Origin of the sequence: Mesotoga infera, from assembly GCF_900157305.1 — a bacterium.
GTDB classification, from domain to species: Bacteria; Thermotogota; Thermotogae; order Petrotogales; family Kosmotogaceae; genus Mesotoga; species Mesotoga infera.
On sequence record NZ_LS974202.1, the window covers coordinates 1,907,482 to 1,927,666 of the forward strand.

The 20,185-nt window shown below is 48.6% G+C and carries 21 protein-coding genes; 13 read left to right on the forward strand and 8 right to left on the reverse strand.

Annotated features, from left to right (window positions below; genetic code table 11):
- Positions 1 to 6: 6 nt before the first annotated feature.
- Together MESINF_RS08705 and MESINF_RS08710 are read left to right on the forward strand one after the other, a co-directional pair.
- A complete protein-coding gene (locus tag MESINF_RS08705) occupies positions 7 to 804 on the forward strand; it encodes a ParA family protein (protein ID WP_169699457.1) in 798 nt (265 codons plus the stop codon).
- Entirely contained in the window at positions 776 to 1,291 is a 516-nt protein-coding gene (locus tag MESINF_RS08710) for a hypothetical protein (RefSeq protein WP_169699458.1), read from the forward strand. Before MESINF_RS08705 ends, MESINF_RS08710 begins: the two co-directional genes overlap by 29 nt.
- On the opposite strand, the gene MESINF_RS08715 is transcribed toward MESINF_RS08710, so the two are convergent.
- Positions 1,283 to 1,927 carry a hypothetical protein gene (locus MESINF_RS08715; protein ID WP_169699459.1) on the reverse strand — a complete coding sequence of 215 codons (645 nt, stop codon included), beginning with the start codon at positions 1,925 to 1,927 and terminating at the stop codon, positions 1,283 to 1,285. The genes MESINF_RS08710 and MESINF_RS08715 overlap by 9 nt on opposite strands.
- A 76-nt stretch (positions 1,928 to 2,003) precedes the next feature.
- Here MESINF_RS08715 and MESINF_RS08720 point away from each other — a divergent pair, with 76 nt between their 5' ends.
- The gene (locus MESINF_RS08720; protein WP_231936689.1) at positions 2,004 to 3,098 is read left to right on the forward strand and encodes an AI-2E family transporter; all 1,095 of its coding nucleotides are present in this window, start codon (positions 2,004 to 2,006) and stop codon (positions 3,096 to 3,098) included.
- A gap of 112 nt (positions 3,099 to 3,210) precedes the next feature.
- On the opposite strand, the gene MESINF_RS08725 is transcribed toward MESINF_RS08720, so the two are convergent.
- Positions 3,211 to 4,842: a capsule assembly Wzi family protein gene (locus MESINF_RS08725; RefSeq protein WP_169699460.1), complete on the reverse strand. Its 1,632-nt coding sequence runs from the start codon at positions 4,840 to 4,842 to the stop codon at positions 3,211 to 3,213.
- A complete protein-coding gene (locus tag MESINF_RS08730) occupies positions 4,842 to 6,230 on the reverse strand; it encodes a hypothetical protein (RefSeq protein ID WP_169699461.1) in 1,389 nt (462 codons plus the stop codon). The genes MESINF_RS08725 and MESINF_RS08730 overlap by 1 nt, the downstream gene beginning before the upstream one ends.
- 42 nt (positions 6,231 to 6,272) lie before the next feature.
- Between MESINF_RS08730 and MESINF_RS08735 the strand changes: the two genes are divergently transcribed.
- A complete protein-coding gene (locus MESINF_RS08735; RefSeq protein ID WP_231936690.1) occupies positions 6,273 to 7,433 on the forward strand; it encodes an MFS transporter in 1,161 nt (386 codons plus the stop codon).
- Here the strand turns inward: MESINF_RS08735 and MESINF_RS08740 are convergent.
- The 4 genes from MESINF_RS08740 to MESINF_RS08755 are packed head-to-tail and all read right to left on the reverse strand — an operon-like array spanning position 7,426 to position 11,525.
- Positions 7,426 to 8,517, reverse strand: a complete 1,092-nt coding sequence (locus MESINF_RS08740) for a YncE family protein (protein ID WP_169699462.1) — start codon at positions 8,515 to 8,517, stop codon at positions 7,426 to 7,428. The two genes, MESINF_RS08735 and MESINF_RS08740, sit on opposite strands and share 8 nt — an antisense overlap.
- Positions 8,514 to 10,307 (reverse strand): peptidoglycan DD-metalloendopeptidase family protein, encoded by a 1,794-nt coding sequence (locus tag MESINF_RS08745; RefSeq protein WP_231936691.1) that lies wholly within the window; start codon positions 10,305 to 10,307, stop codon positions 8,514 to 8,516. The genes MESINF_RS08740 and MESINF_RS08745 overlap by 4 nt, the downstream gene beginning before the upstream one ends.
- A 5-nt stretch (positions 10,308 to 10,312) precedes the next feature.
- Positions 10,313 to 11,194, reverse strand: coding sequence for a DUF881 domain-containing protein (locus tag MESINF_RS08750; RefSeq protein ID WP_169699464.1), 882 nt, complete (start codon positions 11,192 to 11,194; stop codon positions 10,313 to 10,315).
- Between the two features lie 58 nt (positions 11,195 to 11,252).
- A complete protein-coding gene (locus MESINF_RS08755; protein ID WP_169699465.1) occupies positions 11,253 to 11,525 on the reverse strand; it encodes an HU family DNA-binding protein in 273 nt (90 codons plus the stop codon).
- Positions 11,526 to 11,740: 215 nt separating this feature from the next.
- Between MESINF_RS08755 and MESINF_RS08760 the strand changes: the two genes are divergently transcribed.
- From MESINF_RS08760 to rpsB, 9 genes are all read left to right on the forward strand, one after another.
- Positions 11,741 to 12,661, forward strand: coding sequence for an ABC transporter substrate-binding protein (locus MESINF_RS08760; RefSeq protein ID WP_169699466.1), 921 nt, complete (start codon positions 11,741 to 11,743; stop codon positions 12,659 to 12,661).
- 22 nt (positions 12,662 to 12,683) lie between these two features.
- Positions 12,684 to 13,406: an ABC transporter permease gene (locus MESINF_RS08765; RefSeq protein WP_231936692.1), complete on the forward strand. Its 723-nt coding sequence runs from the start codon at positions 12,684 to 12,686 to the stop codon at positions 13,404 to 13,406.
- Positions 13,390 to 14,079, forward strand: coding sequence for an ABC transporter ATP-binding protein (locus MESINF_RS08770; protein ID WP_169699468.1), 690 nt, complete (start codon positions 13,390 to 13,392; stop codon positions 14,077 to 14,079). Before MESINF_RS08765 ends, MESINF_RS08770 begins: the two co-directional genes overlap by 17 nt.
- Positions 14,080 to 14,140: 61 nt before the next feature.
- A complete protein-coding gene (locus tag MESINF_RS08775) occupies positions 14,141 to 14,677 on the forward strand; it encodes a YceD family protein (protein WP_231936693.1) in 537 nt (178 codons plus the stop codon).
- 17 nt (positions 14,678 to 14,694) lie between these two features.
- Positions 14,695 to 14,877, forward strand: coding sequence for a 50S ribosomal protein L32 (rpmF, locus tag MESINF_RS08780; protein ID WP_169699469.1), 183 nt, complete (start codon positions 14,695 to 14,697; stop codon positions 14,875 to 14,877).
- Between the two features lie 3 nt (positions 14,878 to 14,880).
- Positions 14,881 to 15,876, forward strand: coding sequence for a phosphate acyltransferase PlsX (plsX, locus tag MESINF_RS08785; protein ID WP_169699470.1), 996 nt, complete (start codon positions 14,881 to 14,883; stop codon positions 15,874 to 15,876).
- Positions 15,877 to 15,881: 5 nt separating this feature from the next.
- The gene (glmS, locus tag MESINF_RS08790) at positions 15,882 to 17,705 is read left to right on the forward strand and encodes a glutamine--fructose-6-phosphate transaminase (isomerizing) (protein ID WP_169699471.1); all 1,824 of its coding nucleotides are present in this window, start codon (positions 15,882 to 15,884) and stop codon (positions 17,703 to 17,705) included.
- A gap of 32 nt (positions 17,706 to 17,737) precedes the next feature.
- Positions 17,738 to 18,106, forward strand: a complete 369-nt coding sequence (gene rsfS / locus MESINF_RS08795; RefSeq protein ID WP_231936694.1) for a ribosome silencing factor — start codon at positions 17,738 to 17,740, stop codon at positions 18,104 to 18,106.
- A gap of 91 nt (positions 18,107 to 18,197) precedes the next feature.
- Complete coding sequence (rpsB, locus tag MESINF_RS08800) at positions 18,198 to 18,968, forward strand: 30S ribosomal protein S2 (protein ID WP_408631273.1); 771 nt, start codon at positions 18,198 to 18,200, stop codon at positions 18,966 to 18,968.
- A 49-nt stretch (positions 18,969 to 19,017) separates the two neighbouring features.
- Here the strand turns inward: rpsB and MESINF_RS08805 are convergent, their stop codons facing one another.
- Entirely contained in the window at positions 19,018 to 20,181 is a 1,164-nt protein-coding gene (locus tag MESINF_RS08805) for a cytochrome c biogenesis CcdA family protein (protein WP_169699474.1), read from the reverse strand.
- Between the last annotated feature and the right edge of the window lie 4 nt (positions 20,182 to 20,185).

Consider the following 20,185-nt stretch of genomic DNA (forward strand, 5'->3'; position numbering starts at 1 on the left):
GATACCATGCCGGTAATTGCGGTTGCCAACCATAAAGGCGGAGTTGGAAAGACGACTCTCGCTTACAGCCTGGCTTACGAATACGCTCTAGGTGGTAATAAAACGTTGATCATAGACCTTGATCCCTCAGGAAACCTCACCATTGCGCTTGACCTGGATCCGTACACGACCGAAAAGCCCAACCTGGCCTCGATAGTATCAGGAGACAGGATAGCCTCTTGCGAAGGTATATTAAGAACGGTAAACAAGGGATTCGCTTTCATCGACATAATTCCCTCTTCCGATGAGCTTTACAGGGTTGAATCGATGAACAACGGCCTTGGAAGTCTCTTCACTCTCAAAGACTTTCTGAAAAAATTCGGCTTGCTGGATCGTTATAGAGTGATACTCCTCGATACTCCACCTAACCTGGGCGTTCTTACGAACATTGCCCTTGTCTGTGCCGATTACTTCCTGGTTCCTGTATCACCGGGGAAATACGCGCTCAAGGGATTGGATAGAATGTTCGAAATAGCACAGATAGTTAAGAAAACCGTCAATCCGGACCTCGGTTTCCTGGGGATCGTTATAAACAACTTCCGCAAGCATGAGCAACCTTCCAGAGCTCTTGAGAAATCGGTGAGGGATCTTTACAAAGACAGCTACATTGCACCGCCCGTGAGGAGAACCGTGGATCTCCAGAAGTCCGAAATAATGAGCGAACCCATTCAACTGGCTTTTCCCAATTCCGACGTGGTCAACGATATAAAGAGACTTTCTATGGAGGTGTTGAAGCGTGGCGAACCAAAAAAACAAGAAGCTTGACATAGATTCCCTCTCTTCTTCGATGAAAGACTCTCTGAAGCACAAAGACGACGAAGTCTCCAGAGGCCTTATGGAAGAAAGAGAGAAAGCCTTGAAGGCTTTTCAGGAACACTTCATGGGCAAAACAAAAGAGACAGATCCTCCAGTTGAGACCAGAAAAGGCAGGAAAACCGGCAAGAGACTCACCAAAGGGAAATCAAAAGTTGCGGCCGATAAAGGGTTGCAGCTCTTTGACAGGATACGTGAAAGGTACGACCTGGATCTTTTTTCGAGGATCGATCTCACCTCGACGGAAAAACTGCTGATTCTATTTTTGCAGAGAATCGACCCCGAGAGAAACGGTGTACAGATAAGCGTACGCAATCTCGCCGCCGCGCTTGGGGTCAACAAAAACACTGCTCTTGATACTATTATCAGTCTCGAATTGAAGGAGATAATCTCCAGATCTTCGACACCCAGAGGGACGGCTCTAAGACTTTCACTTTAATATGCTGATGTTTACCTGTACGCCGACGAAGCTGTACGCCGGAAAGGGGTTGAACTTAGTCAGGTCGTCCTCGATCTCCCATTTCAGAGAGCCGACTACCTCGACACTTTCTAGGTTGAGGAAATAAAACTCTTTGCCTATATCGAACTTTCTTCTGGCCGAAAAGCCTACGGAAGTGAAGCTCATCCTTCCGATTTCGCCGGCCACTTTTTGAAACCGTCCAAGACTCGCGCTGACAATGCTAAAGCTGTTGTCGAAAAAGAACTCCGACTTGAGATGTCCTCCGAGGAAGGAAGCTCCCGGAGAATTGTATTCGTAAAGGGCGCCGACTTCCAGATACACGAGTTTGAAATCGTATCCGAATTCTGCCGTCACCTTTGCCTGTTCGAGAGACGAGAAGGAAATTCTCGAGGCGATGTGAAAGTTGCTGTCGTACCCGAGTGCGAAATAGGGGCCTTCATTCATGAACCATCCGGCCTCGAGAAAGGATAGGATGCCGATTCGCAGGCCGAAGTCGCTGAACCCTCCGGTGATTCTCAAGGAACCGGGCTGCGTGAGTCTCGAAGAATAACCGGTTCCGAAAAGTATTGAAGAAACGAGGAAAAATACGACGATAATAAGATATACTCTTCTCATAAAGGACACCTCGGGCAACTAACGGTAGTTCAAGTATATAATAATTCCGGCTTTTTTCGATGGAGGGCTTGCTTTTATGATTAAGACAACTCGAAACTGGGTTCTTGGATACTTTCTCGTCCTCTTTTCCACTCTCTTTCTCTTTCCAATGACATCTAGAGTACTTGGACTGGCTTTTCTCTTTTCTCTGATAATAAATGCTCCATCAGAATTTGTCAGCAAAAAGGTGTCTAAAAGTGTTCTGAGCCTGGCAACCGGACTCGCACTTCTCGGTTTCATGTTCTTTCTTATCTACAGTGCTATACCCATTACTATAAATGGTGCCATGAGCATCGCCGAAGAACTCGAAGCCCTCTTAAAAGACGGCAGGTTCGATTCGTGGCTTGAGAAGCTGCCCGTGTTCATTTCCAGTGCGATAACCGATCTCGGTGAAACCGCTTCGAAATGGCTCAGCGAAAGCGCGATCAACATCGGCCGTTTCGTGGCGTCGAACATCACATCCTGGCTCACCGGTACAATTCTGCTGATCGTCGCGGCTTTCTTCATAGCCAGAAGAACCGGCGTCATAAGGAGAAACGGCCAGCTCCTCTTTCCGCTCTGTGACCACAAAAAAGTGGAGGAGTTTCTCGATTCGCTTTACAGGGATTTTCAGACTTACGTTACCGGCCAGCTCTTGATAGCGCTGACAGTGGGAGCGATAATAGGTACGGGGACGGCGATCATCGGTGTTCCAAATGCATTGTTTCTAGGACTCCTCGCCGGCATAACCAATTTCATACCCTTTCTGGGCGTGGTGATAACGGCCATTCCGATGCTGGTGCTTTCTTTTGTAAACAAGGGCTTTTGGGGCCTGGTAGGGGCCGTAGTCGTTCTGGTTATAGCCAACCAGCTGGAAATGTGGGTACTGTCTCCTAGAATCCTTTCCAACAGAGTGAAGATCAACTGGTTCATAGTTCTGGTTTCACTCGTGGCCTTCGGCGAACTGCTGGGTGTGTTTGGAGTAGTCTTCGCAGTTCCCTTGTTGATATTCGTCAAACGCTTCTGGAAGGAATTCGTTCTTGTCGAAAGGAGTGGTAAGAATTGGGAATCTACGACAGGGACTGGTATAAAGAAAGCCAGAAAGAAGAAGGAACCGTCTCAAGAAAAAGCGACAGATTCACAAAAGGATTGATAACCGGTCTGGTGATCGGTTTTGTGATCGGTTTTCTGGTTTTCGGTTTCATCTGATCCGTAAATGACACGCCGCCCTTAAGGGCGGCGTGTGACCTATCTACAGAACGGCTCTAAAATACGTAAGAGATGTATGGTCTGATTTCGAAGATCGCTTTCTCGTAGCCTCCGTACTTCTTGAAGTAGTCTCCGAAGTAAAGCGAGAAATCTCCGCCGAAAGTGAAATCGCGGTACGGAAAGGCAATCGCCAGCGTCACTATGTTTGCGCTCACCGTTTTGCCGACAGGGCCGGCCCAGTCTTCCGGATCTGTGAACTCACCGGGGTCGTCGGATGGATCGTCCATATTTAGGTAGGGGGTCTTGAGCGTTACCTCTCCCTGCCTGAAGTGGTCGTAAACCAGGCTAACCGTCATTCCGTTCTGGAAGAAACCTTTTGCCGATAAAGAAAAAGCGTTCATATCGGGACCGTATTTGAAGCCCAGCGGATAATCCGTAAAATCGCGGCTGCCCGGCAACTCGGATTTCGTATAGATCCGGTTCGTGAAGATGAGGAGAGGCTGCCACCTGTTATACATCCAGGTGTCGGTGTGATAGAGTTCGATCGAAGCCAGGAGCATGATTTCCTTTAACTGTGTCGAATACCTTATACCCCCGCCATAGGCAAGTGCGGTCGGTTTTCCCCTGGCTCCAGCTTCGGTAGCTCCGAAGGCCACGTCGTCGCTGACTAACTCTCCGTAAAGCTCCACCCCTTTGAAAGGCACCACCGAAAAATCAACACTCGCCATAACGTTGGAGAAATCTTCGCCGTAAGTGTTGTGAAAAATCACGAAGGGATTAATATCGTTCAGATCGGGATGCTTTCCTCCCACCAGGTTGACCTCACCGACTCCGAGCCTTACCCAGGGTGCGAACTGAACATCGAAGCGGTGCCCTATTATCGTTTTCGCCCCTTCGGTGTAGGGCCTTCTCTGATTGAGGTCCCAGACTTTGTCCTGCTTTATCCATTCTTCGGAGTTCAGCATGGAGTTTGAGGAAATGAAAACGAACGAGTAAGTGAAACGACCGCTGCTTCCCAGTGCCGTCGTGTAGGTCGATGATATGTTGTCGTAGTACATGGAAGCATCGCTTATCATTAGACCGTTCCTCATCGGACCCCAGGCGATTTTATACCTCCCGAGCGACGCGTAGAAGCCGCCGTTGCCGTAAGAGATGTACCCGAAGGATGGCCAGCTCATATCGATCGCCTGTAGTTTTCCCTCGAAGATTTCTACGGGAAAGTTCATATAAGGCTTGGTGTTGAAATCGATCCCGTGGCTGATATAGCTTCTGTAATCCTTGGGAACGTCCAGGTTGATATACCCCTTCAGATTCTGAGAGATATCGCTTTCAAAGGCGAGCACAGTCCATGGTTTCAGAGTATCGTACCTGTACCTGAGATAGAGGGGCACTTTAGACTCAAGCCAAGAGGTCTCCTTGAAAGGCTCGAAATTGTGGATCAGAAACTGCGGGGTAAGTCTGAAAGAGACCTCGGTAACGCTGCTAGATTTCAACGGGGAAGTACCCATCTGAACTGACGCGAACGATTCGGGAATGGCGGTATTGGGTGTGAAGAGAGTCTTTCCTTCGATCAGGTTTCTTCCCAGAAGCAGATCGTGTTCGAGTGTACCCTTCAGGATAAGTTCACCCTGATTCGCAAGAAGTGCGATCGAGAGTACGAGGAGTATCGGCAGAAGGATCTTTTTCATCATAAACCTCCCTTGATTGTAAATGTTTTTATGAAACCGATATTCGTATAGAAGTGAAAGCGCTCCTTGAACATGAATCTGGCCGAGGCGAAGATAGATGCGTCATTTCCAATCGCCAGCAATCCCTTCAGGGAGAGCGATACAGATCGCTTTATAGGCTCTTTCGGACCGTACCAGTCGGGATCAAAAGGCGGATAATACGGAGAAGTGATATCTATTGAACCGGTCCTCACATATTCGAGAAGGCCCGTGAAGGACAGCTCGGGTCTTTCGTATTTCACGCCTACCAGATCCACGACAGAGTCGGGACCGTAAGGAAAGCCGAAAAACCCCGATACTATGGGCCATGAGTCCAGCCAGAGTACGTTGAACCTATAAGCGTACGTGAACTTACCTATATCCTCGCCCCTGTTGTAAAGATAGGTTGTCGCGTGGTAGTGTTCGTAGAAGAGTTTCATGCCGCCTGCGGCTGCCAGTGTTTCATCTCTTATCGCGTGTTTCCTGTCGATCATATCGGGCCCCGCGTAGGCCTCTCCCGGTATCGAGTAAGATATTCCGGCCAGCCAGCCGAAGGCGGTGGGATTGGAGTTGGATCCTTCGCTCGCCAGTCTGAAATCGTCCAGGGTGAATTCACCGTAGATAAGACTTTCACCGAACTTCGCCTCGGCCGCCAGCGTTGCCGTCACGTTGGAACGGTCCTGGTAAGTGTGGTGGTATATCAGAAAGGGCCCCAGGTCCTGAAGATCTGGATAGACACCGTAAACCAGATTTTCTTCGCCGAAAGTCACCTTGAGTTTTTCGTTCATGAAGCCGAACCTGTGCCCAAGAAGTGTTTTCGGTGCACCGTAGATCGTTCTGTCCGCCGATATGGCAAAAAAGTTGTAGAAATACTCCCCCGCTTTTCCCCCCGCCGAAAGTCGGATCCAGAGGTTATCGAAATAAGGCAAAACGTCCGACAGAACGAAGCTGTAGGTCGCCGGACCGAGACTGAGTTTTCGCCGACCGATAGAGAGATGTACGTTTTCGTCGAGCCACTGATAGTAACCTATCCTAGGAAAGTTCATATCAACGGCCGGAACTATTGAACCTGGAGAAAAAGGCAGATTGGAAAAATGGTTTCCGGTGAGAAAGGAAGAAAATTCCTGTCTCAGATCCATATTAACGTAAGCGGTTGATTTTCCTAATTCGATATTCAATCCTCCCGAAAATGCGGGCGGTAGATCGAAATATCTATTGAGATCTTCGAGATCGGGCTTATAACTTCCGGAAAACGGAGAAAAGTTATCAAGCGAGAGAGCCGGTGAAACTACCACAAAAAAACCGGTACCGCCTATGCAAATGAGTGGTATCATTATTAGAATCGTTAATAGCAGACAATTTTTTGTCATGATCGTCCCCCCCACTCGATTTTACACCGGAGGTATAGGGTTTTGTCTGATTTGAAACTCGTAACGGGAAAATCGAATATGAGAGAGATTTTCACGGAGTTTCTCGCCTATTCGAACCTGAGTTTGACCGCTCTTTTCAGTCAGTTCTTCGATTCAAAAGGCTATTCGCCGATACAGATTGGGATTTTAATGGCCATATCGCCGACTTTCTCGCTGCTGGCCAACCCCTTCTGGTTTTCGCTTTCAAGGAAGAAGAGCGCGCCGGGAATACTGGGATTGATGACCTTTATCGCGGCAATGGTTGTCTGGGGCATATACCTTTCAAGCAGTTTCGTTTTATCCTTTATCTCGGTGTCGGCTGTGGCCTTCTTCATCGCTAGTCTTATTCCGATCGCTGAATCCATAGTCGTCCCCTCCCTGTACATCAAAGGCAGAAGGTTCGATAGAGTCAGGCTCTTTGGGACGGTCGGATATGCTTCGACGGCACTCCTGTCGAGCTTTCTGGTAGAAATAAGCTTCTCCAGTATCTTCATTCTCTCCTCTGTGGCCTTGCTACTTCTCAGCGTTATCAGTCGTGGTTATCCCTCGCGCAGCGCTACGGTGAATAACGAACGAACTGGTAGCGGCAGACTCCCGGGTACTTTCATCGTGATGCTGGCCGTGGGCGTGACTTCTATCACCATAGGAGCCTTCGGCTCGACTTTTTTTCCCGTTTTAACCAGAGAACTCGGTTTCGATCTTTCAGCCGCCGGGTTGGGCTACTCCCTCATGGCCTTTTCAGAGGTCCCGTTTCTATTTTTCGCTGACAGGCTCCTTGTGAAGTTCGGCAATTTCAAGATACTGCTGTTCGGCTTATTTTTAACCGGCCTGAGATGGGTCCTTACCTCCCTGGTGGATTCCTTTCCCCTGTTCATGGCTTTGCAGTCTCTTCACGGACTGAACTACGTAATCGTCTATTATTCGGTGTTCAATTACATACATTTTAAACTTCCCGGCGATGTTGCGCTGAAGGCTCAGGCGATTTACTGGATGTCCACGATGGGTATAAGTTATTTACTGGGTTCTGTGGCAGGAGGCTTCCTGGTCGATGCTTTTGGATTGAAAACCGTCTATTTCTCGCTGGGGATGTCAGGTATGATGTTATCGGTAGTGTTTACCGTCATGTTGATACATACTGCAAAAAGATTCCGACCGATCAGTTGAGTCTCATGGTCAGCATAGCTCCTGTGTTCTTACCGGTTTTCCAGTCTTCCTGGAGCAGTACGGCGGCGTCTCTTCCACTGAAGACTATATCAACCGGGTATCCTTCGAGCTTTACAGTTTCAACGAATCTGCCGGTTTCGTCGAGTATTTCGAGAGTGCCAGTTATCGTCTCGAGAACATAGATCATGCCACCGTGAGGGACGGTCTTTATTGGCCCTTTACCGAGAAGATCGTAATATGTGGCCTCATAACTCTCGAGATCTATGCTCGCTACCCTGTCTTCGCCGGTTATGGAGATCCATAACTTGCCATTTTGTATGACCGGATAGTTAGGATATCTTCCGAGCTCGATCGTCCTTATTACCTTAAGGGTGGCTTTGTCGATGACTTTCAGACTCTCTTCCATGTACGAGATTAGAAACAATCTCTCCCCATCGATAGAGATGTAGGAGGGTCTCTTGCCGATATCCAGGCTAGCCGAAAGCTGACCGTCGATATCGAAGACCATCAACCCCTTTTGCGTCTCCATTGAACGGTCCAGCGTGTTGTAATTATAGAAGAGAGAGACATAGAAGTGACTGGAATCTTCCGCTATCGTCAGTGCCGTTACTGGCAGCTTATAGCGCTTCAAAATCGTTCTGTTGATGGTTTCGAGCACTATAAACTCACTTTCATTCGAAAGTATACCAAGCCTTCCATCGATAAAAGCGCCGGTTATTAACCTGCTAGAAGTAGGAATCTCGTCTATCTTTTTCCACCTGCCCGGGTAGCCTGAAGCGTCTATGATTACGAGTCTGCCGCTGAAGAAACCAAAACAGTACAGTTTCCCATCTCTGTAGATAATATCGTTCACACCGTCGTTTTTAACGGTGTCCATAATGGTTACCGGTTTGAAAGAGGAATCGAAGACTATCAGCTCCGAATCGCCTTTTACCAGGGTAACGTAATAAGTGCCATAACCGTTTTCTACCTTCACGATTCCCGAGGGCATTATACCCAGCGGGTACCTCTGACCGATTACTACCGAGCCGGATGCAATAGACACGATCACCAAACAGATTGAAATAAAGGATAATCTCTTCAAGGCTTCTTCACCACGTAAACCAGCAATTCCTCTTTGAAATTCGAGGCTATGTTGAAGTCATGGGTGTAAACGTCCAGTTTGTTTCCTTTAATGGAACTTCCAGTGTCCTCGACAACGAAGAACCCTTTGTTGGGAGATGACGAGAAGAACGGTATATACACTATGGAACCGGTCGGAATGACCGTCGGGTCTGTGGCCACGGTTCTGTAACCCTTCACGTAGTTGCCGCTGGCGGTCATCTTGAAAGACGGGGAGGTCGGATTCTTGCCATCGTCCCATTCGGTGTACATGGTGACCTGGAAGGTACCGGCGTTGTCGAAGATGATGTCTGCCGGATTGACTGGAACGTCGGATTTCCAGAATTCGAAGTGCAGGTTTCCCTTTGCTTCGCTCGCGATTCCGATCGTGTCGCCAACCCTCACAAAATCTCCTTTGGATACGGTTCTGCTTCCCAGACGCGCATAGACCGTCTTGATATTGTTCCCATGGTCCACTACGACCATTTCTCCGTACAGGTCGTTGACCCTTTCCGAGAGTATTACCTTGCCTGGCAGGAATGCCGTGATCCTCGAATTGACCGGCACCGTGAGGTCTATGCCGGGATTGGCGTAGCCGTAGTCGTAGCTTCCGAAGTTGGATTCGATAGAATCGACGAGAAACTCGATTCCCAGATTGAGCCCAAAGTGTGAAGCTAGAGAGGCCTTGGCCATAAGGTTGTCCAGCGAGAGAGGTATTTTGATCTCATCTCCCTTGTATATAAGGTTCCAGTTGGTTATTTCTGGGTTCATCTCTTTCAGCTGATCCATAGTTATACCATAAGCCTTCGCGATACTTGAGAGATTGTCGCCGGATTTCACTATATAGGAAATATAAGAGACGGGTTCTATGGTTTCGTAAGCCGCCGCCCCGAGTCTGCTCCTTATGTCGGAGATCTCGCCTAGGAAAGTGCTCATAGAAACATAGTCGTCCGAGTTCTCAGACTGAACGTTTTCGGCCAGACTCCTGGTCCTTGCGTCCATCTCGTCTATGCGTGAGACCAGCTCGTTGAAAAGCTCCCTGTCTATGACGGAGGATCCCACGGTTCTTTCGAGCTCGCTCAGCCTTGTGAGAAGCGATTCGTATTTTGCGTTGTCGATCTCGGTGTTGTCGGATCTGGAGGCCAGTTCCTCGATCTTCGCCATCAGTTCTTCGTACCTGCCATCGTCGGTTTCCTGAATATTTATCACAGGTGGCTGGCTTTCGATCTCGTCGAGCCTTGTCAGAAGTTCCAGGTACTTGGTATCGTCTATGGAGCTGTCGTAGCTGTTGATCTCGGAAATTCTCTCGACCAGCTCGGTGTATCTGGAGTAATTGAGAGTCTCCAGGGCCTGCACTTTCCTGTTCAGATCATCGATCTCCTTGGTGACTATGTTGTTCTGTACCGAAGAGCCGAGAACGCCGTCTATCTTGTCGTAAAGCGTTCTCACTATGGCGGCTGAAGAGGCGGAATCGATTGCCGATTCCGCCAGCAGATTCTTTATTAACCGAAGTTCGTACTTGAGCTGTTCTATATCTTCATAACCTATAGAGGCCGGTTCAATTGCCTGGACGAAGTTGAAACGGAAAGTAAGTTCTTCGATCGCGTCTTCCAGCTGCACTATTCGCCGCTGTTCCATGGCCAGAGAATCTATTTTCTTCTCCAGGGCGTCCATTCTGAGAAGAAAATCATCTCGGGTTATGAAAATAGAATTACAACCTGTGAAGATAATCAGGCTCGCCGAAGCTATTACCAGAAGGATGATCTTTTTCACCTGAATCAACCCCCTCCCGCGGGAATGGTTATGAACTCGAGGGGCAAGAAAGTCATATCAATCTCTCTCCCCTTGAAAACCTCGCTCAAAAGGCCCAGACCGGATACCAGATAATCGTAATCACCCAGAACCTCTATCACGATGGGTGAAATAGTTGTAGGTTCACCATCGATTATAACAGTTGAACCTATACATCTTATATAAGTATAAGGCAAAATTCTCTTTCCGTTCAAGGAGATGCTCGTTGCCTTGAGCGAGTACAGTTCGTTCATCACTACCAGAAGATCGCTGTCGTGTAGTATGCTGCTCCCCTTGAAGCCCGACTCGATCCTGATCCTTATACCGCTGCCCTCTGTCGCGTCGTACGTAGGTACAGTTGAAATTTCCGGGAGTCTTATGGAATCCAGTCTGGAAATCACTTCTCCCTTAATCGACTCGACGTTCTTTAGGAATTCCGACTCCATGAGCTCTATCTTCCCCGCTAGTTCCTCTATTTTATATTGATATTCCGGGATTTCTTCACTCATAACCACAAGCGATTGCAATTCATTCACGGACTCTTCGAGACTTTCCAGTGATTCTTTCAGCGTCGAGTATCCGTGAGAATCTTGAAGTGTGAGACTGCCGATGACCGCTTCGAGTCTTGCAAAATCCTCCTTGAGAGAGAGTATGTGCGGGCTGTAATCCACGATATAGAGAGATTCGACCTTGTCTTTGACTTTCTCGATTTCGGTGGAAAGCGTCTTCAGTTCGATTTCCAGATTTTCAGTTCCGATACTGTCTATACTGGAAAGGATATCGTTCCTCAGGCCGACAGTGTATATGATGGTTATTACCGAAATGACAATTAGAGCGGCCACCAGCGAAGCGGTCAGGACGGTTTTCATAGAAGCTCACCTCCAATAAAAAAGCGGCGGCCTGAGAGCCGCCGCGCAGCCTTGAAGACTATTTTACCTTTTCTTTCAGTTCCTTGCCAGGTACAAACTTCGGTACCTTTCCGCCGGGGATGGTGATGGGTTTCTTCGTTCTCGGGTTGACTCCCTTTCTTGCCTTTCTGGAAGCCACCATGAATGTACCGAAACCTACGAGTCTGACAACTTCGCCCTTGGACAGGGTCTTTTCGACTATTTCGATTACGGTGTCCAGGGTCTTGCCGGCATCTTTTTTGGTTACGCCTGTTCTCTCTGCGATTTCAGCGATGAGTTCCTTTTTGTTCATACAGTTCCCCCCTTCGCATGAGATATCGCTATTATTCTACCACTCCGCGGCTCAATTACCAAATCCCTTTCAGAGGTCGATTCCATTCGCTATCTCCGGAATTTCCCTCTGAGAACCAAATAATGGCTTTCAGGCTCTCCATATGGCGTCAAAAGCTGGAAAGCCCTCGCTACATAACCAAAGTCAGTGTATAATTTCGATGGAGGTGGTTATTCGTGAAGATATTTTTGGTAGCTACTCTTTTGATTTTTTCGACTCTTTTGTCGGCCACAGTAAACTTCATAAACCCGGTTGGACCGACACTGGTTCCGATCGCCCAGCTTCTATCTTCAAACGTTCCGGAGGAAGTTCCCGGTCTCGAGATAAATTTCTGGCGTTCGGTTGACGAAGCCATTTCACTTATCGTCGGCAAAAAGGCTCAGATTAGCCTTCTTCCTGTAACTATCGGAGCGAAACTGGCCTCTAGCGGTATAGATATCAAGCTGGTTGCGGTCAGTATGTGGAACGGTTTTTACTTCATAACCATAGAAAAGGCGATTTCCAGTGTCGAAGATCTTGTGGGTATGGAGGTTTTCACGCTTCATGCCCCCGGGCAGACGGCCGATATCATCCTGAAAGGAGCCATTGAGAAGAGCGCCCTCAAGATCGGGAAAGACATAAAGATCGCCTATGTCGGCGGTGCCGAGGCCGTCCAGCTTCTGGCCTCCGGTAAGACCAGAGCTATACTGGTTCCCGAACCCTTTGCGACTCTCGCGATGACGAAGGTAGAAAAAGCCGTTAGATCGATGCCAATCGAAGAACTATGGGCCTCCTTCAACGAAGAGAGGATCAACATCCCAACCTCGGGGCTTTTCGTCAGCGGCGATCTTGATAGAAGTGTCGTAGAAGCGTTCTTGATGCTCTACGGTCAATCGATGAGCCTCTCTCTGGCAGATCGAGTGGGAACCGCTTCGGTCGTTTCGGAAAAGATGGGTGGCTTTCCGATCCCGGTACTGGAGAAGGCGATAGATACGGCCGGTTTCAGATTCGCAGATTCGCAGGAAGCGAGGAGAGAAGTCACGATTTATCTGAGAAAGCTCTTTGAGCTAGATCCAGAGTTAACAGGTGAAGTGAATCTAGATGGGTTCTTCTTCTAGAAAGAAGGTAATATCTCCGCTATTGTCTATATTCATATTGATACTCGTATGGTTTGTGTCGGCGGAGATAGTTTCAAGCGACCTTCTTCTTCCCGGGCCCGTCGAGACTTTTGGGGGTCTCTGGAAAATCGTTACCAGCATCGATGGCTGGGAAACGATACTTGAAACGTGCGTCAAAGCCTTCACTGGGCTTTTCATAGCTCTGGGAATGGCGCTGGTAAGCGGTTTCGTCATGGGCCTTGTCGAGATCGTTTACGAGCTACTAAAGCCAGTTGTGACCGTTCTCCAGTCTATACCCATAGTCTCCTGGCTTGCACTTGCCATATTCTGGTGGGGAGTGGGGTTCAGGTCGCCGGTTTACATCGTCTTCCTGACCCTGTTCCCCATATTCACCATAAACATCGCGGAGGGTGTAAGGAACGTTGACAAGAAACTGGTAGAAATGGCGAAGATCTACAGATTGCCAAAAAGGGTCGTTCTGACAAAAATCTACTTCTCTTCGGCCTTTCCTTTCATAGTATCTTCGATGAGGATTGGCATAGGCATCATGTGGAAGTCCGTTGCCGTTGCCGAGTTCATGGTTGGAACGTCCGGGATCGGAAGAGTCATAGCCGACTCGAAGTATTCCATAAATATCGTGAGGGTTTTCGCCTATACGCTTGTGCTTGTTGTGCTGGGTATAGTTACCGAAAAGGCTCTCGATTTCATAATAAAGAAGGGTAACCGCTATGCTCTTAAAAATTGACGGACTGACGAAAAAGTTCGATGGAGAGACGGTTATAAATGACCTAACATACAGTATAGAGGGTAAATTCTTTCTCACTATACTCGGTAGTTCTGGGTGTGGAAAGACAACTTTGCTCCGGATTCTCAGTGGCGTTCTCAAACCCGACGGTGGTACGGTGCGCCTGTCTAGCGAGCGCCTTGCCTTTGTCTTTCAGGACGACCGGTTGATACCCTGGATAACGGCTAGAGAAAACATCGAAATAGCCTCGCCCGGCTGCGACGTGAACGGTTACCTGAGACTGGTGGGCCTGGAGGACCACGGAGGGAAGTATCCCTCCCAGATGAGCGGTGGAATGAAACGAAGGCTCAACATAGCGAGGGCGATCGCCTTCGAGCCGGATCTGATACTCATGGACGAACCCTTCAACTCACTGGATGTCGTAATGAAGGATCATTTGCTTGAAGAGATCAAAGAGATTTGGCATGAGAGGAAACTCAGTATAGTAATGGTTACGCACGACCCGAGAGAGGCTGCCAGACTTTCAACTGAGATAATGCTTGTTCGCGATGGCTTCAACAAAACTGAAATAGTTAAGCTGGAAAACCCCATAGGCAGAAGCGCAGACGACATCGATACCATATCGAGAAGGTTGCTCGAGAGGATGAAAGAATTTTCTTCTTATGTTCAATAAAAAGCGAATGAATCGAAATAACCTTGATGTAGTATTTGCTGGCAGCGAAGAGGTGATTATTGTGAACGACAGAAGAGATCTGGTGATAGACCTAAATACATTCGAGTTCAAAAAAAGCATAGACGCTTCGTTCGGGACAGACTTCACGGATGAAGTGACTCTGATGGAACCGGTAGATGTCCATATAGATCTCTACAAAGACAAAGATTCGGTTATCGTTACGGGGACCGTCAACACATCGGTCGAAGAGAGTTGTGCCCGCTGCCTGAAGCCGGTGGTTATACAGATAAGGGGAACGATCGAAGCAACTTACGTTCACGAGATAATGCTGAAAAGCGTCGATGATGCCGGCAAAGACGAGCTGGAGAACGTTATAAAGTTAGAGGGAGAGCTTCTGGACTTGTCAGATCGAGTTATTGAGGCTATAATTGTTGAGGTTCCGTTGAAGACTCTATGCAGTAAGGATTGTGCGGGTCTGTGTCCGGCCTGTGGAACCAATCTGAACGAGAATCCCGATCACAAGTGCCAGGATCGGGTGATTGTTGATGACAGCTGGCACAAAGCGATCTCAGAATTGAAAACCAAATTGAAGAATTAAATACAGGAGGGATTGAAGTGGCCGTTCCAAAGCAAAAACGAAGTAGAAGCAGGACACATCTCAAAAGAGCGAAGACGTACAGGGCGATCACGGTCTCCGTTTCTACGTGTCCTAACTGCGGAGAACCGAAGCAACCCCACAGAGTTTGTCTGCACTGTGGTCATTACGGAGGAAGACAGATTCTTGAGATTGGTGAATAATCCATGCCTGGCGTGAGGATCGCGCTCGATTCTGCTGGAGGAGACAAAGCGCCGAAAGTGAATCTTGAAGGCGCTCTTATGGCTCTGAAGGAGTTTCCAGACCTTGAAATACTTCTGGTCGGCAGGCAAGAGGAACTTTCCCCCGGTTTGAAAGGATATCCGGAGGCTTCAAGAATAAGAATAATCGATGCAAGAGAGGTCTTTCCAATGTCTGAAAAGCCCTCTCTTTTGTTGAGAAAGAAAGAGACTTCCCTGTATATAACGGCTCTTCAGGTAAAGGAGGGCACTGCAGATGCTATGGTATCGGCCGGAAACACAGGCGGTGTCCTTGTCGCGTCGCTTTTCGTTATCGGAAGGATCAAGGGTGTCGAAAGAGGCGCGATCGCCGTCAAAATACCTTCGAAAAACGGTTATACGATCCTCATAGATGCCGGTGCGAACGCCGAAGTCAGGGCCGAACACCTGAGGGATTTCGGACTTATGGGTTACGAGTACGCCAGATTCCTGGGAAGAGAGCCGATCAAAGTGGGGCTCCTCAACGTCGGCGAGGAGGAAGAGAAGGGCACCGATCTGACCAAAACGGCCTTTAATTACTTGAAGTCGGAACTGGGAGACAGTTTTGTAGGAAACGTCGAGGGAAGAGATATAAACTTCGGCGAAGTCGACGTTATAGTCAGTGGAGGGTTCGAAGGCAACGTAGCTCTGAAGGCCATCGAAGGGGCCGGAAAACTCATCTCTCAAAGGCTAAGAGAAGAGATAAAAAAGAGTGGAATTGCAGGTCTCATTGGCGCTTTATTGCTGAAAAAGGCCCTAGGGAGGCTCAGAGACTCCATGAATCCCAGCCAGTACGGCGGGGCCTTTATACTGGGAGTCAGTGGAGTGGTCTCCAAAGCTCACGGAAATTCCGACTCTCTCGCCATAAAAAACGCCATTAGAGTTGCGTACGAAGGTGTCAAAAGGGAGCTTGTTGAGAAACTTGGAAAGAGATTCGGGGGGTAAGTGATTTGTGTGGAATAGTTGGAATGGTGGGTGGCGACTTAACGATCAAGAAACTCGTTGATGCGCTAAGGAAGCTGGAGTACCGGGGTTACGACTCGGCCGGCATAGCCTTCAGAACAAACGAAGGCCTGAGAGTGGAAAAGTCTGCCGGTAAGATAGATGTTCTCGAGTCTCATCTGGGAAATATGATGAGCACCGGTGTACTTCAGGGCATGGCCCATACCAGGTGGGCAACGCACGGAGAACCTTCGGATTTCAACGCCCATCCACACACTGACTGTACAGGAAAGATCGCCGTCGTTCACAACGGCATAATCGAGAACTTCGATGAGCTGAGAACGGCCCTGGAAAGCAACGGTCATATATTCAAATCCTCTACGGACACCGAAGTTATAGCCCATCTCATCGAGGACCATTACAGGGGAGACCTGATCACCGCCTTGAGACACACGCTGGTTGACCTTGAAGGCGCGTACGCGATAGGTGTGATGCATCAGGACCATCCCGATATAATAGTCGCGGCAAGAAAGGGCAGCCCCCTTGTCATAGGCGCCACGCAGGGCGGGGGATTCATGGCTTCGGATGTCACTCCTTTGCTCAAGTATCTGAGAGATGTACATTTCATGGAAGACGGGGAGCTGGCCGTAATAAAAACGGGAAACGTGCAGATCTTGAAACTGGATGGCACACCCAAAGTCAAAGCCCCTACGAGGATCACCTGGAGCGAGGACGCAGCAGAAAAGGGTGGATATCCTCACTTCATGTTGAAAGAGATATACGAAGAGCCCCAGACACTAAGAAATGCTATCACTGGAAGAATAAAGAGCAAACTGCCCCATTTCAGAGAGCTCGAAAAGATGGGCGAGGATTTAACGAAAATTAAAGGGATAACCGTGCTGGCCTGCGGAACCAGCTACCATGCCGGGCTTGTTTTCCAGCGTTTCGTTCAGGATTACGCCGGCATAAGAGCCGAGATAGACGTAGCTTCGGAGTTCAGGTACAGAAACTTGCCGCTCGGCGAAGGAGATGTCGTGATCGCCATATCGCAGTCGGGGGAGACTGCCGACACACTCGAGGGCATAAGAAAGGCCAGACAATCCGGAGCAAAGGTTGTTTCGCTCACCAACGTCGTCGGATCCACTATATCCAGAGAAAGCGATGCGGTCATATACATAAACGCCGGTCCGGAGATCGGCGTCGCTGCCACGAAAACTTACGTCGCTCAGCTGGCGGTGCTCTTGTTATTGGGCGCGTCGCTGGCGCTCAACAAAAGAAATCCAGAGGTCATATCACAACTGGTGAACGAAATAGAAGGCTTGCCCACGGTATTCGAAAGCGTTCTGGCCTCGGCCGACGAGCAATGCCAGAGACTGGCGAGAGAATACTACCAATTCAGGCACTTCATGTACATAGGAAGGGGTTACAGTTACCCTTCGGCACTCGAAGGGGCTCTCAAGCTAAAGGAAATCAGTTATATCCATGCCAGCGGATATCAGGCCGGAGAGCTGAAGCACGGACCCATAGCCTTGTTGGATAGAGATTTTCCCGTCTTCGCGATAATCCCCGAAGATGAACTCAAGGCCAAGATGCTCTCCAACATAATGGAGACCAGGGCCAGGGATGCCAAGGTAGTCGCAATCTGTAGCGAAAGCGACAGAGAGGTCTCGAGGGCTGTGAACAGCAGAATAGAAGTTCCGAAGGTTTCAGCGCCCCTCTATCCGCTGGTGATGTCACCGTACCTCCAGCTCTTTGCCTACCATGTTGCCGTAGCGAGAGGGTACGATCCCGACAGACCGAGGAATCTGGCTAAAAGCGTCACTGTAGAATGAGCGGCGAACCGACAAAAATGGGAGAGTTTGATTTGGACGATATAGTAAAAGAAATCACAGAAATTCTTGACAAAAAACTGGGAGAAGAGATAGTAATACTAGATGTCTCGAAAGTCTCCAATCTTTCCGACTACTTCGTAGTCGCTACGGCCAACTCGGATCCTCACATGGAGGCTCTCAGGGAGGCCGTTCTAGAATATCTGGAAAAGGCAAGTATCCCGATAGTGTACTACGATAAAGGCAGAGGCTACGACTGGATGGTCGTTGACGGAGGATACTTCATAGTGCACATCTTCAGCAAAAAGGGAAGGGAATTCTATTCCCTCGAAGATCTCTGGTTGAATGCGAAGAGATACACATACAGAGAACTCGTCAAAGACGAGAAAAACACACGGCAATAAGCGCTTGGATCCCGGTGCCTCGAAAGGGGTCGATCCATGGCACGCGCCGGAGGCAAACCAAATCGGAGGTGTTTACGTGGCAGTAGTATCTATGAAACAACTTCTTGAAGCCGGTGTCCACTTCGGTCACAGGACGAGAAGATGGAATCCGAAAATGAAACCCTACATCTACGGTGAGAGAAAGGGAATCTACATCGTGGATCTTCAAAAGACTCTCAAGCTTATCGAAGAGGCCTACGAACACGTGAGAAACCGTGCCCAGGAGGGCGCAACGTTTCTCTTCGTCGGAACCAAGAGACAGGCCCAGCAAATAGTCGAGGAGGAAGCCAAGAGGAGCGGTTCTTTCTATGTCAACAACCGCTGGCTAGGTGGTTTGCTGACCAACTTCAGCACCATTAAAAGACGAATAGAAGCACTGAAGAACTTCGAAGAAATGGAGACTAGCGGAAAGCTTGCGGCCCTGCCAAAGAAAGAGCAGAGCATGATAAACAAGAGACTGGAAAAGCTAAGAAAGAACCTTAACGGCGTAAAAGAGATGCAAAAGCTTCCCGACGTGATTTTTATAGTCGATCCCAAACAGGAAGAGATAGCAGTCGCCGAGGCAAACAAACTCGGAATAAAAGTGGTCGGGATAGCCGATACCAATTGCGATCCCGATGTAATAGATTTCATTATTCCCGGCAACGACGACGCGATAAGGGCGATCCAGCTGATAGTACACACGATGGCCGATGCCATTCTCGAAGGTAGAGAAGGACTTGACGCATCGGTGCTAGCGGCTAAGTCAAGCGAGGCCACGACCGTTGAAGAGCCTGAGGAACTCCCCGACATAGATGATATTGAAGAAGAAACTGAAGAATAAAGCACTGACAGGGATAAAAAACGGCAACCTCAAAGGTTGCCGTTTTTATTTATTTGATTACATTAAATGTTCTGAACGTTATGTTGAGCATTATAATAAAAAACACGGTGAACAGGGCACCCATGATCAGTTTGATCTTTGCGGCCGCGTTCGTAGATGTCATGTACTCCTGGATCTTTTTCGTCGAAGAACTGAAATACGCGATAAGCGTTATGGCGATTACAGGCACGGTGAAGCCGAGATTGTAGATCACCAGGAAACCGAGCGCATCGGCCGATACCCCTGCACTGTTGATTACATAGACTATTGTCGGGAGATAGACCTGCCCGGTACACATGAACTCAACGAAGGATACGAGAACACCCGTTACGAGTGAAGCGATCCAGATGGTTTTCGCCCTGGCATTTTTGCGTATTATGTCGTGGGTCTTTTTCTTCAAACCTGCCGAGAGTTCGAGAACGGCCTTTTTTCCTTTGTAGTGCATCCTGTAAAAATCCAGGATAGATAGAACGGCAAGAATGCCTGTGAAAATGGCCATCGCCGGGTAAAACACTAGCTGAAAGATCTTCGAGATACTCTCGAGATAGCCAACCGCACCCAGGAGACCCGTACCCATCGCCAGATATGCGCCGAAGATGCCAATAGCGAAGAATAGACCGGCAATGAGTATTTCGTTCCTGCCTCTGCCAACGTAATAGAGGTACGAAACCAGGAATATCAGCACCACGAAAGCGCAGGGATTTATCCCGTCGATAAGGCCGGCACTGAGAACCACCATGACGCTGAACTGCTCATATCTGTCTTTCAATCTCTGGCTCACGTCTTCTTCGAGCCCTTCGATCTCCTTCAGTTTCGCCTCTCTCTCCTCCTGCGAGTAATTTTGCATACTCGTCAGTATCTCGTCGGGGTTCATGTTCGCTGGATAGAAGGCGTCTTTGCCTATAAAAATCAGAGGATACAGATCGTATTGGTTCTCAGGAATATCGTACACTCTGGCGTATTTAAGCTTCAACTCCTGGTTCTTCGCCTCGGTGAGCATGAATTTGTTCAGCACGACATCGTCGTCGATTTCGTACTTCAAACTTTCGAGCAACATCTCGGCCTCGAAGCACTCCTGACAGGTGGCTACACCGAAGAAATCTATAACTACTGAAGCAAAAAAAGTCGAGACTGCAAAGAGAAATGAGAAAGAAATCAGAAGGTATTTTTTCATCCAG

What these genes read in the sequence shown, in the direction of transcription:
- MESINF_RS08770 (WP_169699468.1), top strand. Translation starts at nt 13,390, where the DNA reads ATGCTCTTAAAAATTGACGGACTGACGAAAAAGTTCGATGGAGAGACG.
- MESINF_RS08720 (WP_231936689.1), top strand. Translation starts at nt 2,004, where the DNA reads ATGATTAAGACAACTCGAAACTGGGTTCTTGGATACTTTCTCGTCCTC.
- MESINF_RS08755 (WP_169699465.1), bottom strand. Translation starts at nt 11,525, where the DNA reads ATGAACAAAAAGGAACTCATCGCTGAAATCGCAGAGAGAACAGGCGTA.
- rpsB (WP_408631273.1), top strand. Translation starts at nt 18,198, where the DNA reads ATGAAACAACTTCTTGAAGCCGGTGTCCACTTCGGTCACAGGACGAGA.
- MESINF_RS08715 (WP_169699459.1), bottom strand. Translation starts at nt 1,927, where the DNA reads ATGAGAAGAGTATATCTTATTATCGTCGTATTTTTCCTCGTTTCTTCA.
- MESINF_RS08750 (WP_169699464.1), bottom strand. Translation starts at nt 11,194, where the DNA reads ATGAAAACCGTCCTGACCGCTTCGCTGGTGGCCGCTCTAATTGTCATT.
- MESINF_RS08730 (WP_169699461.1), bottom strand. Translation starts at nt 6,230, where the DNA reads ATGACAAAAAATTGTCTGCTATTAACGATTCTAATAATGATACCACTC.
- MESINF_RS08805 (WP_169699474.1), bottom strand. Translation starts at nt 20,181, where the DNA reads ATGAAAAAATACCTTCTGATTTCTTTCTCATTTCTCTTTGCAGTCTCG.
- MESINF_RS08725 (WP_169699460.1), bottom strand. Translation starts at nt 4,842, where the DNA reads ATGAAAAAGATCCTTCTGCCGATACTCCTCGTACTCTCGATCGCACTT.
- plsX (WP_169699470.1), top strand. Translation starts at nt 14,881, where the DNA reads ATGCCTGGCGTGAGGATCGCGCTCGATTCTGCTGGAGGAGACAAAGCG.
- MESINF_RS08705 (WP_169699457.1), top strand. Translation starts at nt 7, where the DNA reads ATGCCGGTAATTGCGGTTGCCAACCATAAAGGCGGAGTTGGAAAGACG.